This window comes from Granulicella pectinivorans (genome assembly GCF_900114625.1).
GTDB lineage: Bacteria > Acidobacteriota > Terriglobia > Terriglobales > Acidobacteriaceae > Edaphobacter > Edaphobacter pectinivorans.
Window position 1 is genome coordinate 3,486,206 of the sequence record NZ_FOZL01000001.1, and the last position, 22,897, is coordinate 3,509,102.

The following is a 22,897-nucleotide window of genomic DNA, read 5'->3' on the forward strand; positions in this document are numbered from 1 at the left end:
CAGGAGACCATCAGGCTGCAACCGGCAAAAACGGAGCATCCAACTCTTTCACAGTGTATCCGTGAATACGACACAGATGAAAGTCCTGCAAAAGTTATGCCTAAACTACCGCATTTCGATTAGACGCCTCTGTTGAAAATCGGTCGCAAACCGGGAAAGTTCTCCAGAAGGATTGTCTTTGGCATTTGTGGTGAGTTTTGAGCTCTTCTTCGGGGCTGATGGGGTCTTCTTCGGGTTTTACCTGTCGTTTTCGGGATGCTAAAACGTGGTTTTTTGTATGGATATTGTGGCCAGCATGCGGTTTTGGGATGGATACTTCTGCACTGGCGATCCGGGAGCCCGACAGGGCTCCCGGATCTTGCGCGAAGGGTGAGCTAGAGGCTGGAGTCGTCGCTAGAACCCGAGTCGTCCGAAGAGCCGAAGTCGTTGGAGTTGTCGTCGGCGAAATTGTCGTTGTTGCCGGTGTCGGCGAAGTCGTTGCGGCGGTCTTCGATGTCGGAGCCGAGATCGGAGGAGTGTTGCTCGTGCTGCGGAGAGGAGTCGCCGTAGTAATTGTTGACGATCTCTTCGCGCGGAGCGCCGCCGCCCTCGAAGCCGTAGCCGCCGCCGTGGTTTCCGCCGAAGCCGTGCATGAGGCTTTCGATGCCTTCGAAGGCCAGGGCCCCCGCAGCTACTCCGGTGGCGGTCGTCATGGCTGAGCGGAGGAAGCCTCCGCCTTGCTGGGGAGGAGCTCCGTAGCCGTACCCAGGTTGGGGCGCTGCGTACTGGGGAGGGGGAGGATAGTAGGCCTGCTGGGGCGGGTAGTTGGGGACCGGCTGGTACTGGGGCTGCTGCTGGTAGGACGCTGGTGGGGGTGGAGGAGGCGCGGGCTCGTCGTTGTGGCCGAGGAGATTGCCCAGGAAGCTGGTGGTGCGTTTGGGCTGGGCGGCCTGAGCACGGAGGTCGGCGAGCTGTTTTTGCGCCTGCTCAAGGGCGTAGCCCTGGACGAGCATGGTCTGGGCGAGGATGTAGAGGGCGTCGGGGTTACGGCCCAGGGTGTCCTGAAGATAGCGCTCGGCCTCGGGGTCTTTTTCGGCAAGCTGCGTGTTATTGATCCGGTCGGTGAGGTCTTGAAGCATCTGTTGCTCTTGCGTGGTCATAGAAGCCCTCTCTTGAGGTAAGACACGGGTTTACGGGGAAAGATGTCTTCCCCCGCTGACGGTTATACGTTGGCTGGGATGGGGATGTTCCTGCACCGATGCGGCTGGAGGCCAAAGCAAAGGCCCCCTTGGTCGGGGGCCTTTCTTTTGCTGTTGATGTCCGCTTACTGCTGGGCGGGGGTGGAGGCTTCTGCTTCTCCGGAAAAGGGGAGAGGAGCGAGCTTCTCGGGGGTAGAGGAGGCGGGGTATGAGGCTACTTCGGGGCTGGATCCGGGGCCGAGGCCGAGCTTGATGATGGCGCGGGAGTCGGGAACAAGCTTGGTCTGCCAGCCGTTGTCGCCCTGAAGCTTTTCGAGGGCTGCCTCGGTGTTGGCATCCCACTTGCCGGATGGTTCACCAATCATGTAGCCCTGCTTGATGAGAGCGGCCTGGATCTGGGTGGCGCGCTCAGGATCGATGCCGCGCTGAGAGGTCGCCTTCGCCGGGGCCTTTGTGGCGCGCTTGGAGAAGATGTGAGGAGAAGTCGGACCGCGACGGGCTCTGGGAGCCGCGAGGGCGGGAATCGTTGACGCGAACACGAGGGCTGAAACGAGGAGCTTATGACGCATAGGAGAGTGCCTCAGTCGTGCCGAAGCGGTTTGATCTATTGCCGCTTCGTATGGGTACGGACACAAGACTACGACGGATGTTGTCTCGCGGCAAGGGGAATGGTTGCCTTGTTAGTAACTCTTTTTGGACGAAAAAGTAATCCGAACGGGATTTCGGCGCGTCTGCTTTCGTTTGGGGTGATCCCTGGCTGCGCTCGAGAGTCTTCGAGGTGGTAGAACGCCGAAACCCGCCTCCATGGCGGGTTTCGGCGTTCAAGGCATGGTGCAGGATTATGGGAGAGTTCCGCCGACGTAGGAGCTGCCCCGGGTTGGACTGGAGGGGTAACGCACTACGAAGACGACATCGTCATTGGACTTGAGGGCGTTGACGACGGTCCGGTAGCTGGATTCGTCGGTGATGGGATGACGGTTGATCTCGGTGATGACAGCGCCCTTGGAGAGGCTGATCTCGTCAGAGAAGGAGCCGGGGCGGACATCGGTGACGAGAACGCCGCCCTTGACGCCGAGCTTGGTCGCGACGGCGGAGGGGATGGCCGAGACCTTGATCCCGAGTTTGCCGACGCCGGCATCCACTTCCTGCGGGGTGGAGTTGGAGTCGTCGCTGTCGTCCTTCGCCAAGTCGGAGGCGAGCTTGGCGCGGTCCCCGATGGTGACGTTGGCGGTGTTCTGCTTGCCGTCGCGGAGATAGCCGATTTTGACGGTGGAGCCGACCTTGCGGCTGGAGATGTCGGCAACGAGATCGTCACCATCCTTGATGGCGCGTCCGTCGACGGAGACGATGACGTCCTGCGGCTGGAGGCCAGCCTTGGCCGCGCCGCCACCGGGGGTGATGACGGAGATGATGACGCCGCCGTTCTTGAAGCCGTACATGCGGGTGACAGCGGATGCGGTGGCACCCTGGAACTGGATGCCGATGGAGCCGCGGATGACCTTATGCTCGGGTCCGATGAGCATGTTGTAGACCGAGGCCACGGTGTTGGAAGGCATGGCGAAGCCGACGCCCTGCGAGCCCATGGACTGGGTGTAGATGGCAGTGTTCATGCCGACGACGTTGCCAGCCATATCGACGAGCGGACCGCCGGAGTTGCCGGGGTTGATGGCGGCGTCGGTTTGGATGAAGCGCTGGAACTGGTTGGTGGCGACGCCGGAGGCGTTGGGTCCTTCGTCGATGGAGCGGTTCTTCGCCGAGACGATACCGGCGGAGACGGTCTGGGAGAGGCCAAAAGGAGATCCGATGGCGAGAACCCAGTCGCCGACCTGCGCGCCGTCCGAGTTTCCGAGCTTGACGGTGGGGAGGGGGGTGGTGGTCTCGATCTTGATGACGGCGATGTCGGTTTCTTTGTCGACGCCGATGACTTTGGCAGGACGGCCCTGTTCACCGGGGCCACCTTCGGGGTCGGAGGCAAGTTTGACGAAGATCTTGTCGGCCTTGTCGACGACGTGATTGTTGGTGATGATGTAGCCGCGGGGATCGACGATATAACCGGAGCCCAAGGCGCGGCGTTCGGAGCCGTCACCATCGTCATCGGTGCCGGGGTTCTGGCCACCGAAGAACTTGTTGAAGAAGTCCTGCATGTCGCCCTGCTGCGAGTCGTCGTCGCCTGTGCCGGGCCTGGCACCGCGGCGGCGTCCGGGCTTGACGGCGGACTGCTTGGGCATCTGCTCGGTGTTGATGTTGACGACGGCGGGGCCGACGGTCTTGACGATCTGCGAGAAGCCGTTGCCGAGCGTGGTTGGGTTGGGGATGACGATGGGGCGGGCGTCGGAGGAGTCTACCTTCTGCTGCTCCATGCCGCTGACGTTGCGGGTGAGGACGGAGCCGGCGAGGATGCCTACCGAGAGGGTCGCGAGGAGGGTGAAGCTGGTCGCGAGGGGATGGTTGCGGGTGCGTTCGAAGATCGATGGTTTCGAGGGATTCGGTGATTCCATGTTTGGGTCGTGACCTCTTCAGATAGGGTACAGCTTGCCGGGTAGGGCCGGGTACTAGCTAGTCAATTAGTTAGACGCTGGGATGAGGTAAAAGTGACTGAATTTTGATGGGGTTGATGCTTGTGCGGGGGAGGGATTTTGGCGGGATGAAGGTTTGAGGCTGAAACCCACCTTCGCCCGATGAGGCCGCGCGAAGATGGGTCGCGCTATCGCCAGGTTGAAGCAGAGGCCTTTGTTTTTCTTTAGTGCTTGATGCCCATTGCGTTGAGCTTGGAGCGGGCCTGGGAGGCCTCGGGGGAGTTGGGATAGCGGGCGATGAGGGAGCGGAACTCACGGGCTCCGGCTTCGGTCTGCTTCTGGACGATGAGAGCCTGTCCCTTGTGGAGTTGGGCGGCGGGGATCTTGGGGTTGCCGGGAAACTGCTCGATGACGGCGTCGTAGTCCTTCTCGGCGGCGGTGTACTTGCCCTGGCGATAGTCGATCTCACCGAGATAGTAGTGGGAGTTTCCGGCCTGGGGGCTGTCGGGATAGGCGCGGATGACGTCGGCGAACTCGGCTGAAGCGAGGGAGTATTTCGCGCCCATGTAGTCGCCGAGGGCGAGCTTATACATATCGCCTACCGGGGGAGCGTTGGGGCTTGCGGCTACGGCAGTGGGTGCGGCTGCGGCGGTATCGTCGCCAAGGGGGATGACCGCTGCTGCGGGGCCAGCGGCGGAGGGCTTGGCGTCGCGTCCACGGCGGGTGATGGGAGCGGCAGTCGCGGGGGCGGGATCAACGGGCGGAGGCGTCGCAACGGGCTGGCCACCGGGCTGCATGCTCTGCAAGGTGGAACTCATGGACTGCTGCTGATTGGAGATATCGGACATGGCCTTGTCGAGACGGCCGATGCGGGCCTTCATCTCGTCCAGGGAGTCGTTGAGGGCCTGAACCTGGGTGGAGACCTGGTCGAGTTTCTGGCCCTGGGCGTCCTGCTGGTTGCGCATCTGCTTCTGGAGCGCGTCCATGTTGAGGCTGAGACGGTTGACGGAGTCGGCGGACTGCTGGACGAGATCCTTGAGGACACCCATACGCTCGTCATTGGACTGCTGGAGGCGCGCGATGGCCTCCTGGAGCTGCTGCACCTGGGTCTGAAGCTGGATCATCTCCTTGCTGGCGGCGAAGGCCGGCGTGGCGGTGAGGGAGAGGACGATGAGGGCGGCGGCTAGGATTCTGGAGGAGAGCTTCGTCATCGGATTGGCCTTGCGTAAGGGAATGTGGGGAGAGACGGAAAGGCAGGGAAATAGGTCAGAACGGGCAGGAGCAAGGACTTTTCTTGTGGGTATGGGCGGACGTTTGGTCCGCCCATACCCTTTTGTTTAGCGGTCGAGGGAGAACTGAGCGCGGCGGTTCTGCTGCCAGCAGCTTTCGCTCTCTTCGGTGCAGAACTGCTTCTCCTTGCCGTAGCTGACGATACGGACACGGTTGGGAGCGACGCCTGCGTTGACGAGTGCGGTGCGGGCGGCGTTGGCGCGGTTCTCGCCGAGGGCCAGGTTGTACTCGGCGGAGCCACGCTCGTCGGAGTAACCGCCGATGAGAACGCGGATGGCCGGGTGGGCGATGATGTAGGCGGCGGCGTGGGCGGTGGCGGCGACGGCGTCGGGACGGAGCTCGTAGCTGTCGTAGTCGAAGAAGGCATCCTGGACGTTCTGGTGGAAGATGGCGTCGGAGCCCATGGTGCCGTTGTCGTCACCGCCGACGGCTGTGGGCGGGGCGGCGGTGCGAACGGTGACGCGGACGTTGGCTTCCACGGTGGCACCAGCATCGTTCTTGGCAACGAGGTGGAAGTTGGTCGAGTTGGCGGGGGAGACGGTTTGTGTGCCGTTGGGAACGACCGGGCCGAGGCCATCGATGCTGACCGAGGTGGCGTTGGTGGTGCGCCAGTTGAGGACGACGGACTGGCCGAGCTCGATGGCGAGGGGATCGGCGGTCAGGGTAGCTGTGGGGGCCGGGCTCTCGACGGTGGGAGCGTATGCGGTGGGGGGAGGTACGCTGTCTTTTTTGTGGCAGCCGGTGGTGAAGACGAGGCCGCATAGTGTGATGGCGGCGAAGGGAAGCAGCTTGCGATGCATAGCGTTCATGGGATCCTGTCTCCTGCGTTCTGAACCGGAAGGCCCCCGGTTACTCGGAAAGTACGATTCTAACGAATTGTGGATGGTACGGGTATGGGGAACTTGGAAACGTTTCTGATGTATGGGACGTTTGTCTTAGCTGGGGAGAAAGCCGGGATCGTGGAGAGTCCCCCCGGGAAGAAGGAGCAAAGGAGCAATCTCTTTATTTCCAGCTCCAGTTGGGCATGTCGCCGCCTGCGGTACTGAGCGGGCGCTGGAGGGTTCCGTCGGCGAGCATGGACCAGATACGGGTGTTCTGCATGCGTCCGTCGGGGGAGTTGGCGTAGACGATGTGGCGTCCGTCGGGGGACCAGGAGGGGAAGTCGTTGTGGCCGGCGTCGTGGGTGAGCTGGATCCAACGCTTGGTCGAGACTTCCATGATGTAGATGTCCTGTCCTCCGGGTGCGCCGGGGCCGTACTTGCGGTTCCAGGCAAAGGTGAGGAAGCGTCCGTCGGGGCTCCAGGAGACGGAGGTCGCGTAGCCGCCGTCAGTCATGCGGGTGACGTTGGCGCCGTCGGCATCCATGATGTAGAGCTGGGGGATGCCGCCGGTTCCGCCGGAGATGAAGGCGAGCTGGGAGCCGGTCTTGGGGTTGAAGACGGGGGAGACGTCGGGGCCTTTACGGGTGGTGAGGCGGCGGGCAGAGCCGCCGTTGGTATCGGAGATCCAGATTTCGGGGTCGCCGGAGCGGGAGGAGGAGAAGGCGAGCTCCTTGCCACTGGGTGACCAGGCTGGCGTGATGTTCGTGCCGCCGGAGGTGGGGAAGGCCACCATGCGGCCGAGCAGTAGGGAATACATGCGGATCTGGTTGCCGTTTCTGTCGAGCGACGAGAAGGCGAGGCGGCTGTTGTCGGGGGAGACGCGGGGGGAGAGGGCGATGCCGCCGAGCTTGGTGATGGGATGCTGGTTGGCACCGTCATAGTCCATCTCCCAGATTTCCTTGCCGCCTACGCCGCCGTGGACATAGTAGATCTTGGTCTCGGCGATGCCGTTGATGCCTCCGCCGAGGCGGAGGATGATCTCGTCGGCGAAGCGGTGGGCGATCTGGCGGGCGGAGTCGTCGGTGGCGTCTTCGTTGTACTGCTTGCTGAGGATCTGGGGGAACTGGGAGTTCTTGGTGTCGAAGAGATAGCCGTTGACGAGGAGCCGGCTGCCCTGAGCGTTGATGGAGCCGAAGGCCACCATGGCGGCGTTGGCGGGTGCTCCGGACCACTGGGGGAGCGAGATCTCGTTGGGCGCGCCGGGGGTGGCGGTGGGCATGAGGGACTTCGAGACGAGGTCGAAGATACCGGCGTTGGCGAGATCGGCGTAGAGGACGGCGTCGAAGGTCTTCTTGTACTGGTCGTTTGCCTGGGACTTGAAGTCGGCGGCGGCGAGACGGACAGTGCCGGCTCCGGTGCTGGTCTCGGTTTTGAACCAGTTGTCCTGGGCCTGTGCGAGGGGGCTGAGGAAGAGGGCGAGCGCGAAGGCTGCTAGGCGCTTGATGGAGGGCGTGAGGCGCGCGGGACGTTCATTGGTCTTCATCATCAATTATGGTAGACGCCTTTGATGAACGGAAGGATGTTAGGGGGGTGTACTTGGGGGGTACGGGTGGCTGCCGCCGGAGAGGCCGGTCAGACTCCATGTGAGCCGTCCTGGGGAACCGCCAGCGAATTCTCTCCGTATAGCAAGTCGGGAATGCCTGCCCGCGCATGGCCCCTGGACCACGCCTGTTCGATTTCGCTCCGAGGTATGCCATGACTCTCAAGGCCTTCTCTTTCGCCGCCATCCTCGCGCTTGCCTCGCCGTCGTCAGTCCTGATGGCGCAATCGCTGCCCACATTCGACGCTGTCGCTATCCACCGCAACCAGAACGGCGGGGACGCCCGCATCGATATGACCCGGGGGAGGCTTACGATGACCAATGCCTCTCTGAGAACCCTGATTCGCACGGCGTACGACCTGCAGAACTATCAATTTGTTGGAGGCCCGAGCTGGCTCGACAGCGATACATACGATATTTCAGCAGTCACAGGCGACCAGACAGAGGTCTCCCAGGATGGCTTCAGGAAGCGGGTGATGAGCCTGCTGGCCGATCGCTTCCGGCTGAAGGCTCATTGGGAGACGCGACAGGGAGATGTTTATGCCCTGGTGGTCGCAAAGAAAGGCCCTGCGTTGCAGGCGGCTGCCGGTTCCAGCAAGGCACCTGGCCTCAACACCGACAAATCCTCCCATCTTGGCCGCATGACCGGGACCAATGTGCCGGTGTCGTACCTGAGCACCGTTCTTGGCATTCAACTGAAACACCCGGTGCTCGACAAGACGGGACTGGCGGGTACCTACGACTGGACCCTGGTGTGGGACCCTGATCCTGATGCTGACTCCACCGAGCCCTCGCTCTTTCAGGCGGTGCAAGAGCAGCTCGGACTGAAGCTCGATCCGCAAAAGGGTCCGGTGCAGATGTTGGTGATTGATAGCGTGACTCATCCATCCGAGAACTGACCGGCGATGGCTTGGTTCGGTCTCTACTGCTGCTTGTAGTCGAAGGTGAACTCGACGGTGATGTGATCGCCCTGGGGGAGGGGGCCGAAGCTGTCGACGCGCTGGACGGCGCGGATGGCGGAGGTGTCGAGGGTGGGGGAGCCGCTGCGGGTTTCGAGGCGGACATTCGATGGGTTGCCGTCGCGGTCGATGTCGAAGAGGACGACGGCATGCTTGCCTTCGGATGCCTTCGGATCTGCCTCTTGCGTGAACCAGTTCTGGGTGACGCGGCGGTTGACGGCGGCTACGTAGTAGGCGAAATGGGCACCGAAGCTGCGGTCCTGCACGTTGGCGGAGGCGGAGCCGTTCTTCATCTGGATGGTGGATTGGGCGAGACGCATGCCGCTGGTTTCGCCGGTGGCGGCTTTGGTGGGCGGCGGGGGCGGAGCTACGGGGCGCTTGATCGTCTGGACCGGAGGGGCTTCCTTGACGGGCTTGGTGGGTTTCGGGGGCTGCTTGACGACGATGGGGATGTCTTTGGGGCTGGGAGGCGGAGGCGTCGTTTCCTTGGTGACGATGGGGGCGGGGCTGGTGTCGTCGGAGGCCAGGACGTTCTTTTCGTCGACGGGCTGCTTTGGAGGCAGGGGGATGGAGTCCGTCATGGTGGCCTGGATGGCGCCGGCGGTGGCGGATTGATCGCCCCAGGGCTTTGTGTGGGGATGGAAGAGGGCGAGTCCGAAGAGGGCTCCGGCGATGGCGGCATGGAGGAGGATGGAGAGCACGACGTCGAGACCGCCGGTGGGGGCGGGAGGTGTCGGGCGGGTCCAGTTGGTGGTCGGCGTGGCCATGTTTTCGTTGGTTCGTGTTCGCGGCTTGCTGCTGGGGAGAGAGAGCATACCCAGGCTAAAGCCTGTTTTTGTGGGCTCCTTGGGCCCAAGGCTGAAGCTTTGGGGTACCTAGAAGCAACGGCAAAGGAAGAAGCAGATTCCCTCGGGGATGACAACCAAAGGGGCAACGGCAACAACAAAAGCAAGAACAAGCAACAGGCAATACGGTGATTCTTCGCTTTGCTCAGAATGAAAACGTGCTGCTACGGAGCGTCTCCGACGTTTGCAGCTTATTGTTTGAGCGGTTGGGTGACGATGCTGATGTTGGTGATGCCGGCCTGCTTGACGGCATCCATCACAGAGGCGAAGGCTCCGAAGGGGACGCGGTGGTCGGCTCTGAGATAAATGATCTTTTTGGACGGATCCTGACCGACTTTAAGAAGCTTCGGCAAGTCGTTGACGTTGACGGGTTTGTCCTGCAGGAAGACGTTCGAATCCTTGTCGATGGTTACGACCTCGCGCTCTTCGGTGAGCTGATTGACGGAGCGGGTTTTAGGAATCGACACATCCACTCCCGATTGCAGGACAGGCGCGGTGAGCATGAAGATGAGCAACAAGACGAGGACGACATCGACCAGCGGGGTGATGTTGATCTCGGCGAGCGCGGTCTGGGTGCGGCCACGGGTGTTGAAGGCCATGGCTAGAAGGTCCTCCGGCGGGGATCGGATGCGGGGGGCAGGATACGGGGGTCGTCACCGGGGAGGTTGAGCATGGCGGCATTTTCGATGGCATTGAGCAGCTCGCGGCCGAAGTCGTCCATGCGAGCGCCGAAGTCGCGAAGCTGGGCGGTGAGCTGGTTGTAGCCGATGACGGCAGGGATAGCGACGACGAGGCCGGCGGCGGTGGTGATGAGGGCTTCGGAGATACCGGGGGCGACGGCGCGGAGGGTGGCGGCTCCGGCGGTGCCGAGGCCATGGAAGGCGTCGATAATGCCCCAGACGGTGCCGAAGAGGCCGATGAAGGTGGCGGTGTTGGCGATGGTGGCGAGCCATGTAAGCCGGCGCTCCATGAGCGTGAGGGCCTCGGACGAGGCGGTCTGGGCGGCTCGATCGAGGGCGATGGGGTTGCGGGGAAGGCCGCGGCCACCGCTCTGGCGCAGGTACTCGTCATGAATTTCGGTGAAGACTGCGACGAGGGGGCTGGGTTTGAACTGTTCCGCTACGGTCGCGATCTCGGAGAGACGTCCGGATTTGCGGAAGGCGCGGAGAAAACCGGTGGATCCGGTGCGGGCGGCGGAGAAGGAACGCCACTTCGCGATCATGATGGTCCACGAGAAGACGCTGGAGAGGGCGAGCAGGATAAGGACCGAAAATGCGACGGGGCCGCTGTTATGCAGCATCTCCACGATGGCCGAGCCGTTGGTGGTCTGCACGGCGGTGGAGGTGGCGTCGGGTTCCTGAAGAAGAGCTAGCGCGAAAAGTAGGGGTGTCGTCATCGGTTTTTTAGGTGCTGCTGCGCTCTAGTGTAGCGGCTTCGGGTTGGACGGATGAAGATGGGATCGCGTTGGGTTACCTGCTTCGATATCGGTGCAGGGGGCATGGGGTGTGCTTTTGGCGTTTGACTCAAGGGCGAGAGTGGCGGAAACGAAGTTCCGGGGTGGCAGCGAAAGGTTTTTCTGCGGGGAGCACGTTGTTAATCGATGAAGCAGAACGGCATGCTTGAGGTGGTCCCATGACTGAAGATCCGGCGTTGGCTTTTGGTGGAAGCAGGGAACTGCTTGGGTTGATCGAGCTGATCTATGCCACGGTGAACGACCCGTCGTTGTGGAGTCTGGTGATGGAAAAGATCGCCGCGGCGGCGGATGGCGGTTCTGTGCGGATTCCGGAGGAGCGCATGTTTGCGCTCAAGGGGTTGAAGCCCGTGGCGTGTCATGCCTATGCGGGCTTCGATGGCGCAGTGACGGCTGGGATGCTGGGCGGAGATGGCGCGGTGCGGTGTGTGCGTTCGGACGCCGCGGTGACAGGGGGAGGATGGGGGAGGCGAAGGGTGCATGCGGATACGGTTTACGAGGCTCTGATGCCGCATATGCAGAGGGCTTTGCAACTGCATCTGCAGCTTGAGGATGCCCGAGGACAGGTAGCCGGGTTGGGGGCGGCGCTGGATCGGCTGGGGCATGCGGTGTTTGGGCTGGATGAGAGCGGACGTGTCGTGGTTTCCAACGGGAGGGCGGGTGAGTTGTTGGAGACGGGGGATGCTCTGTCGTTGCGGGGTGGCAGGCTAAGCGCGAGTGCCGGGCTGGCGGGTCTGTTGCGCCAGGGGCGGAACGGGGAGGCAAGCGGCTCGGTGCTGCTGCATCGGCCTCAGGGCGGGCCGCTGCGCGTGACGGTGATGCCGTTTCGGGGTGTGACGGAGGGGAGCTCGAAGAAACTGGCGTCGCTGGTGTTTGTGAGCGATTCGGAGAGTGGCCGGCAGACACGGGGGACGGCGTTGAAGGCTTTGTACGGGTTGACGCCGACGGAGGTGCGGGTTTCGGACCTGTTGCTGAAGGGGTTGGAGGTGAAGGAGGTGGCCGCGGAGCTGGGGGTGGCGGTGGATACGGCGCGGTTCCATACGAAGAGTCTGCTGGCGAAGACCGGGACGCGGCGGCAGGCGGAGATGATGCGGTTGATGCTCTCGCTGCCGCAAGGATGAGCGTAGGCCCTTCGCGTTGACGGGGACGTGGTATGCTTCGCAAAAGCGAACGTGAGGCGAAGCGAATGCTGCTGGAGTTGCGGGCGGAGAACTATGCGGTGATCGACCGGGCGGTGGCCACGTTTGGTCGCGGGCTGAACCTGCTGACGGGCGAGACGGGCGCGGGAAAGTCGATCCTGATCGACGCGCTGGCGCTTCTGCTGGGGGGCAAGGCCTCTGCCGACTTTGTGCGGCACGGGGCGGAGAAGGCTGTCGTGGGCTGCGTGTTCGAGATGACGCCGGGGGCAAGGGCGATTCTCGAGGCCAACGGGGTGGATGCCGACGCGGATGAAGCCACTATCCTGTTGCGGCGTGAGATTACGGCGGCGGGTAAAGGCAGGGTCTTTATCAATAATCAGCCGGCGACCGTGGGAGTGCTCCGGCTGTTGGCTCCGGAACTGGCTCTGGTCCACTCGCAGGGAGAGACGCTGGGGGCGTTCGATGCGGTGCAGCAGAGGACCCTGCTGGATCGGTTTGGAGCGGTGGCGACCGATGCGGTGGGGGAGGCATTCCGGGCGTGGCGGGAGACCACCGCAAAGCTGGAGGAGTTGGAGACGGACGAACAAGACCGGCTGCGGATGGCGGATCTGTGGCGTTTTCAGACGGGAGAGATCGACGGGGCGGCGATCGCGGCTGAGGATGAAGATCTGCAATTGGAGGCGGAGAAGCGGGTGCTGGCGAACTCCGAGAAGCTGTACAGCGCGGCGATGAACGCGCATGAACTCCTGTATGAGGCGGAGCAGTCGGTGGAATCGATGCTGGGGGCGGCGTTGAAGCATGTGGAGGAGCTGGCGAAGTACGACGCGCGTTTTGAGGGGCCGGCGCAGCAGTTGGCGGCGGCGAAGGCGGGGGTGGAGGACGTCGACGCCGAGGTGAGGGACTTCGCGGAGAATGTGCATGCGTCGCCGGAGAGGTTGGAAGAGATCGAGGATCGTCTGGAGGCGCTGGACCGGCTGAAACGCAAGTATGGCAAGACGCTTGGAGAGGTCATTGCCTTTGGGGCGGATGCCGCGGGGAAGCTGGCCGAGGTGGAGAACAGGGATGCTCTGCTGGCGGAGTTGAAGGGCCGGCAGGCGGCGGATGCTGCTCGCTATGAGGCTGCGGCGGGGGCGGTGACGGCGGCGAGGACGGCTGCGGCGAGCCGGCTTGAGAAGAGGTCGGAGGCGCAGATCAACGACCTGGCGATGAAGACGAAGTTTCATGTGCGGGTTACAGCGGATCGAGCCACAGACGCATGGACGGCGCATGGTTGGGATACCGTGGAGTGCCTGATTGCGACGAATGCAGGCGAGCCGCTGAAGCCTTTGGAGGAGATTGCTTCGGGCGGCGAGATGTCGCGGGTGATGCTGGCGTTGAAGGTGACGGTCGAGGAGGAGGCGAGCGGCGTGAAGAAGGGCAAGAAGACGTTGCTGCCGCGGACGCTGGTGTTCGATGAGATCGATATCGGGATTGGCGGCCGGGCCGCCGAGGCGGTGGGGCAGAAGCTGAAGACGCTTTCGGTGGGGCAGCAGGTACTTTGCATCACGCATCTGCCGCAGATCGCTGCATTTGCGGATCAGCATTTTCTGATTGCGAAGACGGAGAAGGCGGGTCGAACGCATACGGATGTGCGGCGGATGGAGGAGGGCGAGCGTGTCGAGGAGATTGCAAGGATGCTGAGTGGAGCCAAGTTGACGGAGACTTCGCTGCTGCATGCCCGGCATCTGGTGGAGACGAGCCGGTAGATGTCCGGTTGATCGGCTGCGATTCGTGGGCTGGGAGCGGGGTGGGCGCACATCTTCTTGATAGGAACGTGCATCGTACGGGGTGAACGGTGGAGGATTTCTACGATGGCAACTGAAAAGTGTAAGCACGCGGCTTGTAGCTGTATGGCCAAAGAGGGCAGCAAGTACTGCTCGCAGCAGTGTGAAGATTCAAAAGACCTGACTACGCTGGCCTGTGAGTGCGGTCATCCGCATTGCGCCGGCGAGTTGGTTTAGCCGTTATTCGATCGATTAACAGGGCTGGGTCGGGTTCTTTCGCCGGATGGCGCATGAACCACGCCTGGCCCGGTTGTTTTTGTGGGTGGGTTGGTTTGCACCGCTGATGGTGCAAACCAGCGACTTTCTCCTCTCAAACGGGGTATACTGGTGAACGTGATTACTTCCGCGCCAACACCCCTCAGCATCGCCGACCTCGACACCATCAACGACAGCCCGAAGACCAAACGTGTGCTGCTTTTGAAGCCGCGCGGATTCTGCGCGGGCGTGGTTCGCGCCGTGGATATCGTGAAGATTGCGCTAGACACATTTGGCGCGCCGATCTATGTGCGCAAGGAGATCGTGCACAACAGCTACGTGGTGAATGATCTCGCGGAGAAGGGAGCCATCTTCGTCAATGAACTGGATGAGGTCCCGGAGGGCGCACGTGTGATTTATTCCGCACATGGCGTTTCGCCGGCGGTTCGTGCGGATGCGAAGGCTCGCGGTTTGAAGGTGATCGACGCGACCTGCCCGCTGGTGACGAAGGTCCACGTCGAGGCGATCAAGTTCGCCAAGCAGGGGTATTCTCTGGTTTTGGTCGGACATCGCGATCATGAGGAAGTGGAAGGCACGCAGGGTGAGGCTCCGGATGTGACGCAGGTGGTTTCGACTCTCGAAGAGGTCGATGCGCTGGTGGTTCCGGACCCCGAGAAGGTTGCTTATCTGACGCAGACGACGCTTTCTCTGGATGAAGCCAAGTACATGATCGAGGCTTTGAAGAAGAAGTTCCCGAATATCCACGGGCCGCACGCGCAGGACATCTGCTATGCGACCGAGAACCGCCAGGTGGCGGTGAAGAATGTGGCGCATGGCGCTGATCTGGTGTTGGTGGTGGGTTCGAAGAACAGTTCGAACTCAAACCGGCTGGTTGAGGTTTCGAAGAACCTGGATACGAACTCTTATTTGATCGATACGGCGGACGCCATCAATCCGGAGTGGCTGGATGGAGTCAACACCGTTGCTGTGACTGCGGGTGCTTCGGCTCCTGAGGTTCTGGTGAAGGACGTGGTGGAGTACCTGCAGGGGATGGGGTATGGCGACGTCAACGAGGTCGAAGTGATGCCGGAGAATGTGCGCTTCGGTCTGCCCCCTGAGATTGTGCAGGCAATCGCTTCCGCACCTCGGGTGTAGAGAGCGCTTCCCGCAGAGGAGTTTCGCTGCGTTCGACATCACGGCTTAGAGCTTCAGAGGAATAGATACAGATGGAATCAGGTTCGGTGAATCCGCAGGCGACGACGCAGCCCGCGCGGCCCCGTTTTGGCCGCATGGACCTTGGGCTGGAGTACGTGTCTGCGGGGATCGAGAAGGCCAAGAACTGGCTGCTCGGTCAGCAGCATCCGGATGGGTATTGGTGTGGGGAGCTCGAAGCGGATGTGATGCTCGAGGCCGACTACATCTTCATGCATGTGCTGCTGGGGACGGGCGATCCGGGCAAGATGCAGCGGGCCGTGAACGAGATCCTTCGCCACCAGAATGAGGATGGCGGATGGAGCCAGTATCCGGGTGGGCCTTCGAATATCAACTACGGCATCAAGGCGTATCTGGCGTTGAAGCTGATGGGCTGGACGGCGGATCAGCCGGAGATGGTGAAGGCACGCGAGTGGGTGTTGGCCAACGGCGGCGTGGTGGAGTGCAATACCTTCACCAAGATGTACCTGTGCACGATGGGGCAGTACGACTACGACGCGGTGCCCGCAGTTCCTCCGGAGATCATTCTTTTTCCGGACTGGTTTTACTTCAATATCTATGAGATCAGCGCGTGGTCGCGGGCGATTCTGGTGCCTCTGTCGATCATCTACGCGAAGAAGCCGTTCAAGAAGCTGACGCCCGAGCAGAGCATCGATGAGCTGTTCGTCGGCGGTCGTAAGAACGCTGACCTGCGGCTGCGTTGGGACAAGAAGCATCTGTTCTCGTGGCGGAATGTCTTCCTGTTTACGGACCGGGTGATGCACTGGGCGGAGCGGGTGCATATCCGTCCGTTGCGCAAGAAGGCGCTTAAACAGGCCGAGAAGTGGATGCTGGATCACTTTGAGCGCTCGGATGGTCTTGGTGCGATCTATCCGGCGATGTTGAACGCGATTATTGCGTTGATCGTTCTCGGGTACTCGAAGGACGACCCGCAGGTGATCCGCGCGATGGACGAGTTCGAGAAGCTGGGAATCGATTGCCCGGAGGGTACGCCGGATTATCCGACGCCCACGTTCCGGATGCAGCCGTGCTTCTCGCCGGTGTGGGATACGGCGCAGGTGCTTTCGGCGCTGGGCGACACGGGGCTGGGCAAGGACGATGCCAGGTTGCTGAAGGGCGCGGACTGGCTGCTGTCGAAGGAGATCCGGTACCAGGGCGACTGGTCGCATAACGTGAAGATCGCGGATGCGAGCTGCTGGTGCTTCTTCCATAACAACGACCATCAGCCGGACGTGGACGATACGTGCGAAGTGCTGCTGGCGTTGAAGACGGTAGACCATCCGCAGGAGCGTCGCCAGCACGAGGTTTCGCAGCGCGCCGTGGAGTGGGTGTTTGCGATGCAGTGCAAGAACGGCGGCTGGGCTTCGTTCGACAAGGACAATACGAAGAAGCTGTTCGAATCGATTCCGTTCGCCGACCATAATGCGATGATCGATCCGCCCACGGTGGACATAACGGGTCGTGCGCTCGAGATGCTGGCTGCGTACGGGTACACGCAACGTGATCCGCGGGTTGCCAAGGCGATTGCGTTCATTTTGAAGGAACAGTCGATCGACGGGAGCTGGTTTGGGCGGTGGGGTGTCAACTATCTCTACGGGACCTTCCTGGTGCTGCGCGGCCTGGAGGCGATGGGGTACTGGCACCACGAGCCGGCGGTCGTTTCAGCGACGGAGTGGATTCGGATGGTGCAGAATCCCGATGGTGGCTGGGGCGAGACCTGCGGGACCTATGACGACGACTCGTACAAGGGCGTGGGGCCGAGTACGCCTTCGCAGACGGCCTGGGCTCTGCTGGGGTTGCTGGCCGGCGGAGATAGCCGGTCGGACTCGGTGGCGAAGGGTGTGCGCTGGCTGATCGAGCGGCAGCATGAGGATGGAAGCTGGGATGAGTTGATGCCCGGACGCAATGGAGAGAGTTATTACACGGGCACCGGGTTCCCGCGGGTGTTCTATCTTGGGTACCATCTATACAAGCAGTATTTCCCGCTGATGGCCCTGACGACGTACAAGAAGTCGATTGAGCGGGCGGCGGCTGAAGGTTAGATCTTCGTCAGTTGAACGGCTTTTGTTGAAAGAGTTTTCTTAAGGAGATTTCCCGATGGTACCTATCTCGCAGGCCTGGACCGTGGCGTCATATGTGTTGAAGCAGAAGCTGATGGGCCGGAAGCGGTATCCGCTGGTGCTGATGCTGGAGCCTTTGTTCCGGTGTAACCTGGCGTGCGCGGGCTGCGGGAAGATTCAGTACCCGGCGCACATTCTGAAGGCGGAGTTGACGCCTGAGGAGTGCTTCAAGGCCGTGGAAGAGTGCGGCACACCGATGGTGTCGATCCCCGGCGGCGAGCCATTGCTTCACCCGCAGATGCCGGAGATTGTGGCCGGACTGGTCGCGCGCAAGAAGTATGTGTATATGTGCACGAACGCGCTGCTGCTGAAGGAGAAGCTGCACCTCTTCAAGCCTTCGAAGTATCTCTCGTTCTCGGTGCATGTGGACGGCGAGCGGGAGCACCACGACTTCGGCGTATGCCGCGAAGGCGGGTACGACATCGCAATGGGCGGCATCAAGGCTGCGGTGGCGGCTGGTTTCCGCGTGACGACGAATACGACGTTGTTCGATGGCGCGGACCCGAACAGCGTGCGCCGGCACTTCGATCAGATGATGGAAGCGGGCGTGGAGAGCATGATGGTCTCGCCTGGGTACACCTATGACAAGGCTCCGGACCAGAGCAAGTTCCTGGGTAAGGCGCGCTCGCGGAGGATGTTCCGCGCGATTCTTTCGAACCGGAACCCAAAGTGGGAGTTCAATACGCATCCGCTGTTCTCTGAATTCCTGATGGGCAAGCAGAACTTTGAGTGCACGCCGTGGGGCATGCCCACGTTCTCGATCTTCGGCTGGCAGAAGCCATGCTACCTGCTACAGGATGGCTACGCGGACACGTTCCAAGAGTTGATGGAGACGACGGAATGGGGCAACTACGGCGCGAAGAGCGGCAATCCGCAGTGCGCAAACTGCATGGTGCACTCCGGGCATGAGGCTTCGGCGGTGGACTACAACTTCGGGTCGCTGAAGGGCTTTATCGAGACGGCGAAGAAGTACATGTTCAAGCCGACGTACGAAGACGCGGACGCGATGAAGCTGCTGAACGAGTGGAAGCCGGCGAGCCATGGTCCGCTGGTACAGATTGCGCCGCCGGTGAAGTCTGCTGAGTTACAGGAAGTTTCGGGCGATTAGGACGGCTACCGAGCTGCTCGGTGTGGCTCTCACAGTAAGATTTCGGGAGATGAGGACGATGGCTACGGAACAACAGGAATCGGCGAAGCTGGAGCAGTTGGCGCACCAGAGCCAGGACGATATCGAAGTCATTGCCGGGCGCGACAAGGAGCAGCTCGAGGGCTGGGTTCCGGAGCTGGCAACCGACGCAGAGGTGCGCGAGGCCCTGGAGAAGGCGTTCGACTACCGCGGGGATGTGACGATTACCAAGAAGGACGGCGGGGTTGTGGTCGGGTATCTGTTCGACAGGCGTTCGGGAACCTCGCTGGACGACTCGTTTGTGCGGATTATTCCTACGAACGAGAAGACTAAGGTCAATGTGGCGTACTCGCAGATTGCTGCTCTGGCCTTTACCGGCCGCGATACGGCCGCGGGCAAGACCTTCGAGGCCTGGGTGAAGAAGTACTGGGAGAAGAAGGCAGCGGGCGAGACGAATATCCAGATTGCGCCGGAGATGCTGGACTAAAGAAAAGTAAGCAACGTAGTTTCTTCTCCATGGCCCAGGCTCTATGCCTGGGTCTATTCTTGGGGCGAACTTGAACGGCGGAATCATACGATGAAGGTTTTTCTTACCGGCGCAACGGGGTTTGTGGGGAGCCATGTGGCTCGGGCTTATGCCGCGGGCGGGGCTGAGTTGCGTTTGTTGACGCGGTCTTCGAGCAATTTGGCTTCGCTCGAGGGGATCGCGGGCGAGACGGTGGTGGGGGATTTGCGGCAGGCGGATGGGCTGCGGGCGGCACTGACCGGGTGCGATGCTCTGGTTCATGTGGCGGCGGACTACCGGCTTTGGGTGCGGGATCCGGAGACGATGTTCGCGGCCAATGTGACCGGGACGCGGGAGTTGCTGCGGATTGCGCGTGAGGTGGGCGTGCCGCGGGTGGTGTATACGTCCAGCGTGGCGACGATGGGGTTCAAGGCGGATGGGACGATTGTGGATGAGGCCTCGCCGGTGTCCGTGGCGGACATGATCGGGGTATACAAGCGGTCGAAGTTTCTGGGCGAAGTGGAGGCGATTGCGGCTGCGAAGGCTGGGCAGCATGTGATGATTCTGAATCCGACGACTCCGATTGGGGCCGAGGATCGGAAACCTACGCCTACTGGCGGAATCGTCGTCGACTTTTTGAATGGGAAGTTTCCGGCTTATATGGAGACGGGGTTGAACCTGGTGGATGTCGGTGAAGTGGCCCGGATGCATGTGGAGGCGCTGGGGCGGGGGACGCCGGGCGAGAGGTACATTCTGGGGGGAGAGAACCTTACGCTGAAGCAGATTCTGGACCGGATGTCTGCGATTACGGGAATTCCGTCGCCGACGATGAAGGTGCCGCATGCGGTGGCAATGGCGTTTGCGTTTTTTGAGGAGAACTTCACGGGACGGCTGCGGGGGAAAGAGCCGAGGGCGACGGTCGAGTCGGTGCGGATGGGGAAGAAGATGATGTTTGCCTCGTCGGCCAAGGCGGAGCGGGAGTTGGGGTTCAGGGTGCTGCCGGTGTATGGCGCGCTGCGCTCAGCGATCGAGTGGTTTGTCGCGAATGGGTACGCTCCGGTGCCTCCGGAGCTGAAGCGATGAGGGCGATCATTGCGGCGTTGCCGCGTGAAGTAGCCGGGTTGGTGAAGGGCTGGGAGCGGCGTGAGTTGGCGCGTCGGGTGTTTGTGTATCGCAAGGGGGCGGCGGTGGTGGCTTGCGCGGGGATGGGAGCTGGGCGGGTAACGCTGGCGGTGAAGGCGGCGTTGGCGGAAGGGGGCACGGAGCTGATGTCGGCGGGACTTGCTGGGGGGTGCGACCCTGCGATGAGGGTTGGGGATGTCGTTCGGGCTGGAGTCGTGGTCGACGTCCTGACTGGGGAGCGCTTTATCGACCGGCGCTTCGAGCAGGTTCTGGTAACTGGGGCATCGGTTGCGGATGTGGCGGAAAAGTCGCGGTTGTGGTCCGGTTATGGGGCAGCGGCGGTAGATATGGAAGCGGCGACCGTGGCTCGACTGGCGGAGGGGCAGGGGGTTGGTTTTCAGGCGTTGAAGGTGATCTCAGATGATGCGGAGTTTGAGATGGATGGGCTTAATCGATTCGGGACGCCTGATGGACAGTTTCGGGAGGCGGCGTTTGCGGCGTATGCGATCGTGCGCCCAGCGCTCTGGGGTAAGTTGGGGCAGTTGGCCGGCAACAGTAAGCGGGCGTTGACGGTTTTGACGGCGGAGATGACATCCTTCCTCGCGGAGTCTGTTTAGGGTTGCGGGGAAGCGGCATCTAGTGTTGGTTGTAAAGATGATTTCGGGAGATTGGCTTTGGCTGAGATGAGTTTCGAGGTTCCGGCGACGATGCGGGCGGCGGTGTATCGCGGGGTGGATGACGTGCGGGTGGAGAGGGTGCCGGTACCGGAGATTGGGGTTGGCGAGGTGCTGGTTCGGATCGATACGTGCGGGATCTGTGGGACGGATCTGAAGAAGATTCATACGGGATCGCACTCGGCTCCGCGGGTGTTTGGGCATGAGATGGCGGGGACCATCGTGAAGGTGGGGGATGGGGTTACGGGGTTCGCTGTGGGCGAGCGGGTGATGGCGTTTCACCACATTCCGTGTGGGGAGTGCTTTTATTGCCGGAAGAAGACGTTTGCACAGTGCGAGACGTACAAGAAGGTGGGGACTACGGCGGGGTTTGCGGCGGCGGGGGGTGGGTTTGCCGAGTACATCCGGGTGATGGACTGGATCGTGGCTACGGGCGGGCTGGTGAAGGTGCCGAACGATATTCCGTTTGAGCAGGCGGCATTTATCGAGCCTTTGAATACGTGTTTCAAGGCGATTCAGCTGCTGGAGTTGGAGCCGGACGACACGGTGCTGGTGATTGGGCAGGGGAGCATCGGGATTCTGCTGGCGGCGCTGGCCAAGAGGACGGGCGCGACCGTGCTGACGAGCGATATGTATGCGGAGCGGCATGCGGTGGCGGCGCAATATGGGCTGGATCGGCCTCTGGATGCGCGGGGGGATGTGGTGGCGGCTTGCAGGGCAGCGACCGATGGCCGCGGGGCGGATGTGGCTTTGGTTGCGGTTGGGGCGGATGCACTGATTGCGCAGGCGATGGATGCGATTCGGCCGGGTGGGCGGGTGATGCTGTTTGCGAGCACGCAGCATGGGACGGCCGCGTTCGACCCGGCGGCAGTTTGCATGGATGAGAAGACGCTGATGGGGTCTTACTCGGCCTCCGTTGCGATTCAGGAGGAGGGGATTCAGTTGGTGTTCGACGGATATCGGGACGGTACGCTGGACCTGACGAAGCTGATCTCGCACCGGTTCTCGCTGGAGGATGCGGTGAAGGGGATCGAGCTGGCTTCGCATCCGGTGGCCGATTCGATGAAGATTGTGATTCAGCCTTCGGGAGGTACCCCCCTCGTTTGAAGGCTAAAGTCTTCGATTCAATGGGTTTAGTTTTGGACTTCCATGAAACTAGTCCGAGGTGACATCCAGAAGGCCCGGTTTGCTTGCAGGGCCTTCTTACTCTCTATCTCCATTGTATTTCGCGAAGGGGAACTGAGGTTCATTGGCGATGTCGTTTGGAGAGAGAGAGATACGCATCGTTGGGACTTGACAGGCGAGTCTGCTGCCTTTTTTCGAGATTCTTGAGTCACGATTTGTGACGTGCCACTCGCCTTAGCAGGGGCGTATTCCGTGAAGGCTGTGCTGATCTTCAATCCGGCGGCGGGTGGCAGGGCAGAGCGGCGGGAGTTGCTGGAGCGGGTGCGTGGGGCGCTTGCTTCGGTTGGGTACGAGGGAGAGATCGTTGCTACGACCGGACCGGGGTCTGCGGGTGCGCAGGTGGCTGGAGCTGTTGAGGTCGGGGCACGGGTCGTGTTTGCCTGCGGCGGGGATGGGACTGTCCACGAGGTGATGCAGGGAATGGTGGGTACGGATGCGGCGCTCGGGGTGATTCCGTTTGGCAGCGCCAATGCGCTGGCGCGGGATCTTGGGTTGCCGATGGACCCAGTGGCGGCGGCGCGGATGCAGGGGGGATTTGTTCCCCGACGGGTTCCGGTGGGACGGGTGGAGATCGGCGATGCGGTGCGATACTTTGCCGTGATGGCTGGAGCAGGGCCGGATGGGGCTCTGGTTTACAAGATGATCGCTGGGGATAAGAGGCGGCTGGGGCGGTTTGCTTACTATGTGCGGGCCGGGTGGATGTTTGTTCGGCGAAGGTTCCGGGAGTTCGATGTCGAGATCGCCTCGGGAGGGCGGACCGAGACGGTGCGTGCTGTGGCCGCGATGGTGGTTCGGGTGGCGGACATGGGTGGGTTGTTTCGGGGGCTGGGGGACTCGGTGCAGAGGTCGCTGGTGGGGCGGATGGAGATGCGGGTGGTGATTGTGCGGGCTCCGGCGCTGGTTTCGCTGCCGCTTTGGTTTTGTACGGGCTGGGTGGGGATGCTGGGATGGAATCCGCTGGTGCGGGTGGTGAGCGTGGACGGGTTTCGGTGTGTGCCGGTGGGGGAGGCGCGGTTGGATGTGCAGGCGGATGGGGAGTGGATTGGACAGGCTCCGGTGCGAGTGAGCCTGGTGGAGGATGGGGTTTGGTTGTTGATGCCCGCGCAGTGATTGACG

At 61.8% G+C, this 22,897-nt stretch carries 20 protein-coding genes; 11 read left to right on the forward strand and 9 right to left on the reverse strand.

What is annotated here, in order from left to right:
* Nucleotides 1–374: 374 nt before the first annotated feature.
* From BM400_RS13820 to BM400_RS13845, 6 genes are all read right to left on the reverse strand, one after another.
* A complete protein-coding gene (locus BM400_RS13820) occupies nucleotides 375–1,139 on the reverse strand; it encodes a DUF2076 domain-containing protein (protein ID WP_089839728.1) in 765 nt (254 codons plus the stop codon).
* Nucleotides 1,140–1,303: 164 nt separating this feature from the next.
* Nucleotides 1,304–1,747, reverse strand: a complete 444-nt coding sequence (locus BM400_RS13825) for a peptidoglycan-binding domain-containing protein (protein WP_141223929.1) — start codon at nucleotides 1,745–1,747, stop codon at nucleotides 1,304–1,306.
* 270 nt (nucleotides 1,748–2,017) lie between these two features.
* Nucleotides 2,018–3,676 carry a trypsin-like peptidase domain-containing protein gene (locus BM400_RS13830; protein WP_089839730.1) on the reverse strand — a complete coding sequence of 553 codons (1,659 nt, stop codon included), beginning with the start codon at nucleotides 3,674–3,676 and terminating at the stop codon, nucleotides 2,018–2,020.
* 242 nt (nucleotides 3,677–3,918) lie between these two features.
* A complete protein-coding gene (locus tag BM400_RS13835; protein ID WP_089839732.1) occupies nucleotides 3,919–4,905 on the reverse strand; it encodes a tetratricopeptide repeat protein in 987 nt (328 codons plus the stop codon).
* A 126-nt stretch (nucleotides 4,906–5,031) separates the two neighbouring features.
* Nucleotides 5,032–5,793, reverse strand: coding sequence for an OmpA family protein (locus BM400_RS13840; RefSeq protein ID WP_089839735.1), 762 nt, complete (start codon nucleotides 5,791–5,793; stop codon nucleotides 5,032–5,034).
* Between the two features lie 193 nt (nucleotides 5,794–5,986).
* A complete protein-coding gene (locus BM400_RS13845) occupies nucleotides 5,987–7,351 on the reverse strand; it encodes a translocation protein TolB (protein ID WP_245781876.1) in 1,365 nt (454 codons plus the stop codon).
* Nucleotides 7,352–7,560: 209 nt separating this feature from the next.
* Between BM400_RS13845 and BM400_RS13850 the strand changes: the two genes are divergently transcribed.
* Nucleotides 7,561–8,304, forward strand: coding sequence for a TIGR03435 family protein (locus tag BM400_RS13850; protein WP_175529031.1), 744 nt, complete (start codon nucleotides 7,561–7,563; stop codon nucleotides 8,302–8,304).
* 23 nt (nucleotides 8,305–8,327) lie between these two features.
* On the opposite strand, the gene BM400_RS13855 is transcribed toward BM400_RS13850, so the two are convergent.
* From BM400_RS13855 to BM400_RS13865, 3 genes are all read right to left on the reverse strand, one after another.
* Entirely contained in the window at nucleotides 8,328–9,131 is an 804-nt protein-coding gene (locus BM400_RS13855; protein ID WP_175529032.1) for an energy transducer TonB, read from the reverse strand.
* Between the two features lie 269 nt (nucleotides 9,132–9,400).
* Nucleotides 9,401–9,808: an ExbD/TolR family protein gene (locus BM400_RS13860; RefSeq protein WP_089839743.1), complete on the reverse strand. Its 408-nt coding sequence runs from the start codon at nucleotides 9,806–9,808 to the stop codon at nucleotides 9,401–9,403.
* A gap of 2 nt (nucleotides 9,809–9,810) precedes the next feature.
* Entirely contained in the window at nucleotides 9,811–10,605 is a 795-nt protein-coding gene (locus BM400_RS13865; RefSeq protein WP_089839745.1) for a MotA/TolQ/ExbB proton channel family protein, read from the reverse strand.
* A 236-nt stretch (nucleotides 10,606–10,841) separates the two neighbouring features.
* Here BM400_RS13865 and BM400_RS13870 point away from each other — a divergent pair, with 236 nt between their 5' ends.
* The 10 genes from BM400_RS13870 (at nucleotide 10,842) to BM400_RS13915 (ending at nucleotide 22,891) form a co-directional block, all read left to right on the forward strand.
* Nucleotides 10,842–11,801, forward strand: coding sequence for a helix-turn-helix transcriptional regulator (locus BM400_RS13870; RefSeq protein WP_089839747.1), 960 nt, complete (start codon nucleotides 10,842–10,844; stop codon nucleotides 11,799–11,801).
* Nucleotides 11,802–11,866: 65 nt separating this feature from the next.
* A complete protein-coding gene (recN, locus tag BM400_RS13875; RefSeq protein WP_089841938.1) occupies nucleotides 11,867–13,564 on the forward strand; it encodes a DNA repair protein RecN in 1,698 nt (565 codons plus the stop codon).
* 441 nt (nucleotides 13,565–14,005) lie between these two features.
* Nucleotides 14,006–14,992: a 4-hydroxy-3-methylbut-2-enyl diphosphate reductase gene (locus BM400_RS13880; RefSeq protein ID WP_089841941.1), complete on the forward strand. Its 987-nt coding sequence runs from the start codon at nucleotides 14,006–14,008 to the stop codon at nucleotides 14,990–14,992.
* 71 nt (nucleotides 14,993–15,063) lie between these two features.
* Complete coding sequence (shc, locus tag BM400_RS13885) at nucleotides 15,064–17,091, forward strand: squalene--hopene cyclase (protein ID WP_089839749.1); 2,028 nt, start codon at nucleotides 15,064–15,066, stop codon at nucleotides 17,089–17,091.
* A 55-nt stretch (nucleotides 17,092–17,146) separates the two neighbouring features.
* Nucleotides 17,147–18,277, forward strand: coding sequence for an adenosyl-hopene transferase HpnH (gene hpnH, locus BM400_RS13890; protein WP_089839751.1), 1,131 nt, complete (start codon nucleotides 17,147–17,149; stop codon nucleotides 18,275–18,277).
* Between the two features lie 58 nt (nucleotides 18,278–18,335).
* Nucleotides 18,336–18,782, forward strand: a complete 447-nt coding sequence (locus tag BM400_RS13895) for a hypothetical protein (RefSeq protein WP_089839753.1) — start codon at nucleotides 18,336–18,338, stop codon at nucleotides 18,780–18,782.
* Nucleotides 18,783–18,872: 90 nt separating this feature from the next.
* Nucleotides 18,873–19,883 (forward strand): hopanoid-associated sugar epimerase, encoded by a 1,011-nt coding sequence (gene hpnA / locus BM400_RS13900; RefSeq protein ID WP_089839755.1) that lies wholly within the window; start codon nucleotides 18,873–18,875, stop codon nucleotides 19,881–19,883.
* On the forward strand, nucleotides 19,880–20,539 hold the full coding sequence (locus tag BM400_RS13905; protein WP_089839756.1) for a phosphorylase family protein: 660 nt from the start codon (nucleotides 19,880–19,882) through the stop codon (nucleotides 20,537–20,539). The genes hpnA and BM400_RS13905 overlap by 4 nt, the downstream gene beginning before the upstream one ends.
* 66 nt (nucleotides 20,540–20,605) lie before the next feature.
* Entirely contained in the window at nucleotides 20,606–21,703 is a 1,098-nt protein-coding gene (locus BM400_RS13910; RefSeq protein ID WP_089839758.1) for an alcohol dehydrogenase catalytic domain-containing protein, read from the forward strand.
* Between the two features lie 240 nt (nucleotides 21,704–21,943).
* Nucleotides 21,944–22,891 (forward strand): diacylglycerol/lipid kinase family protein, encoded by a 948-nt coding sequence (locus BM400_RS13915; RefSeq protein WP_089839760.1) that lies wholly within the window; start codon nucleotides 21,944–21,946, stop codon nucleotides 22,889–22,891.
* Nucleotides 22,892–22,897: the final 6 nt, after the last annotated feature.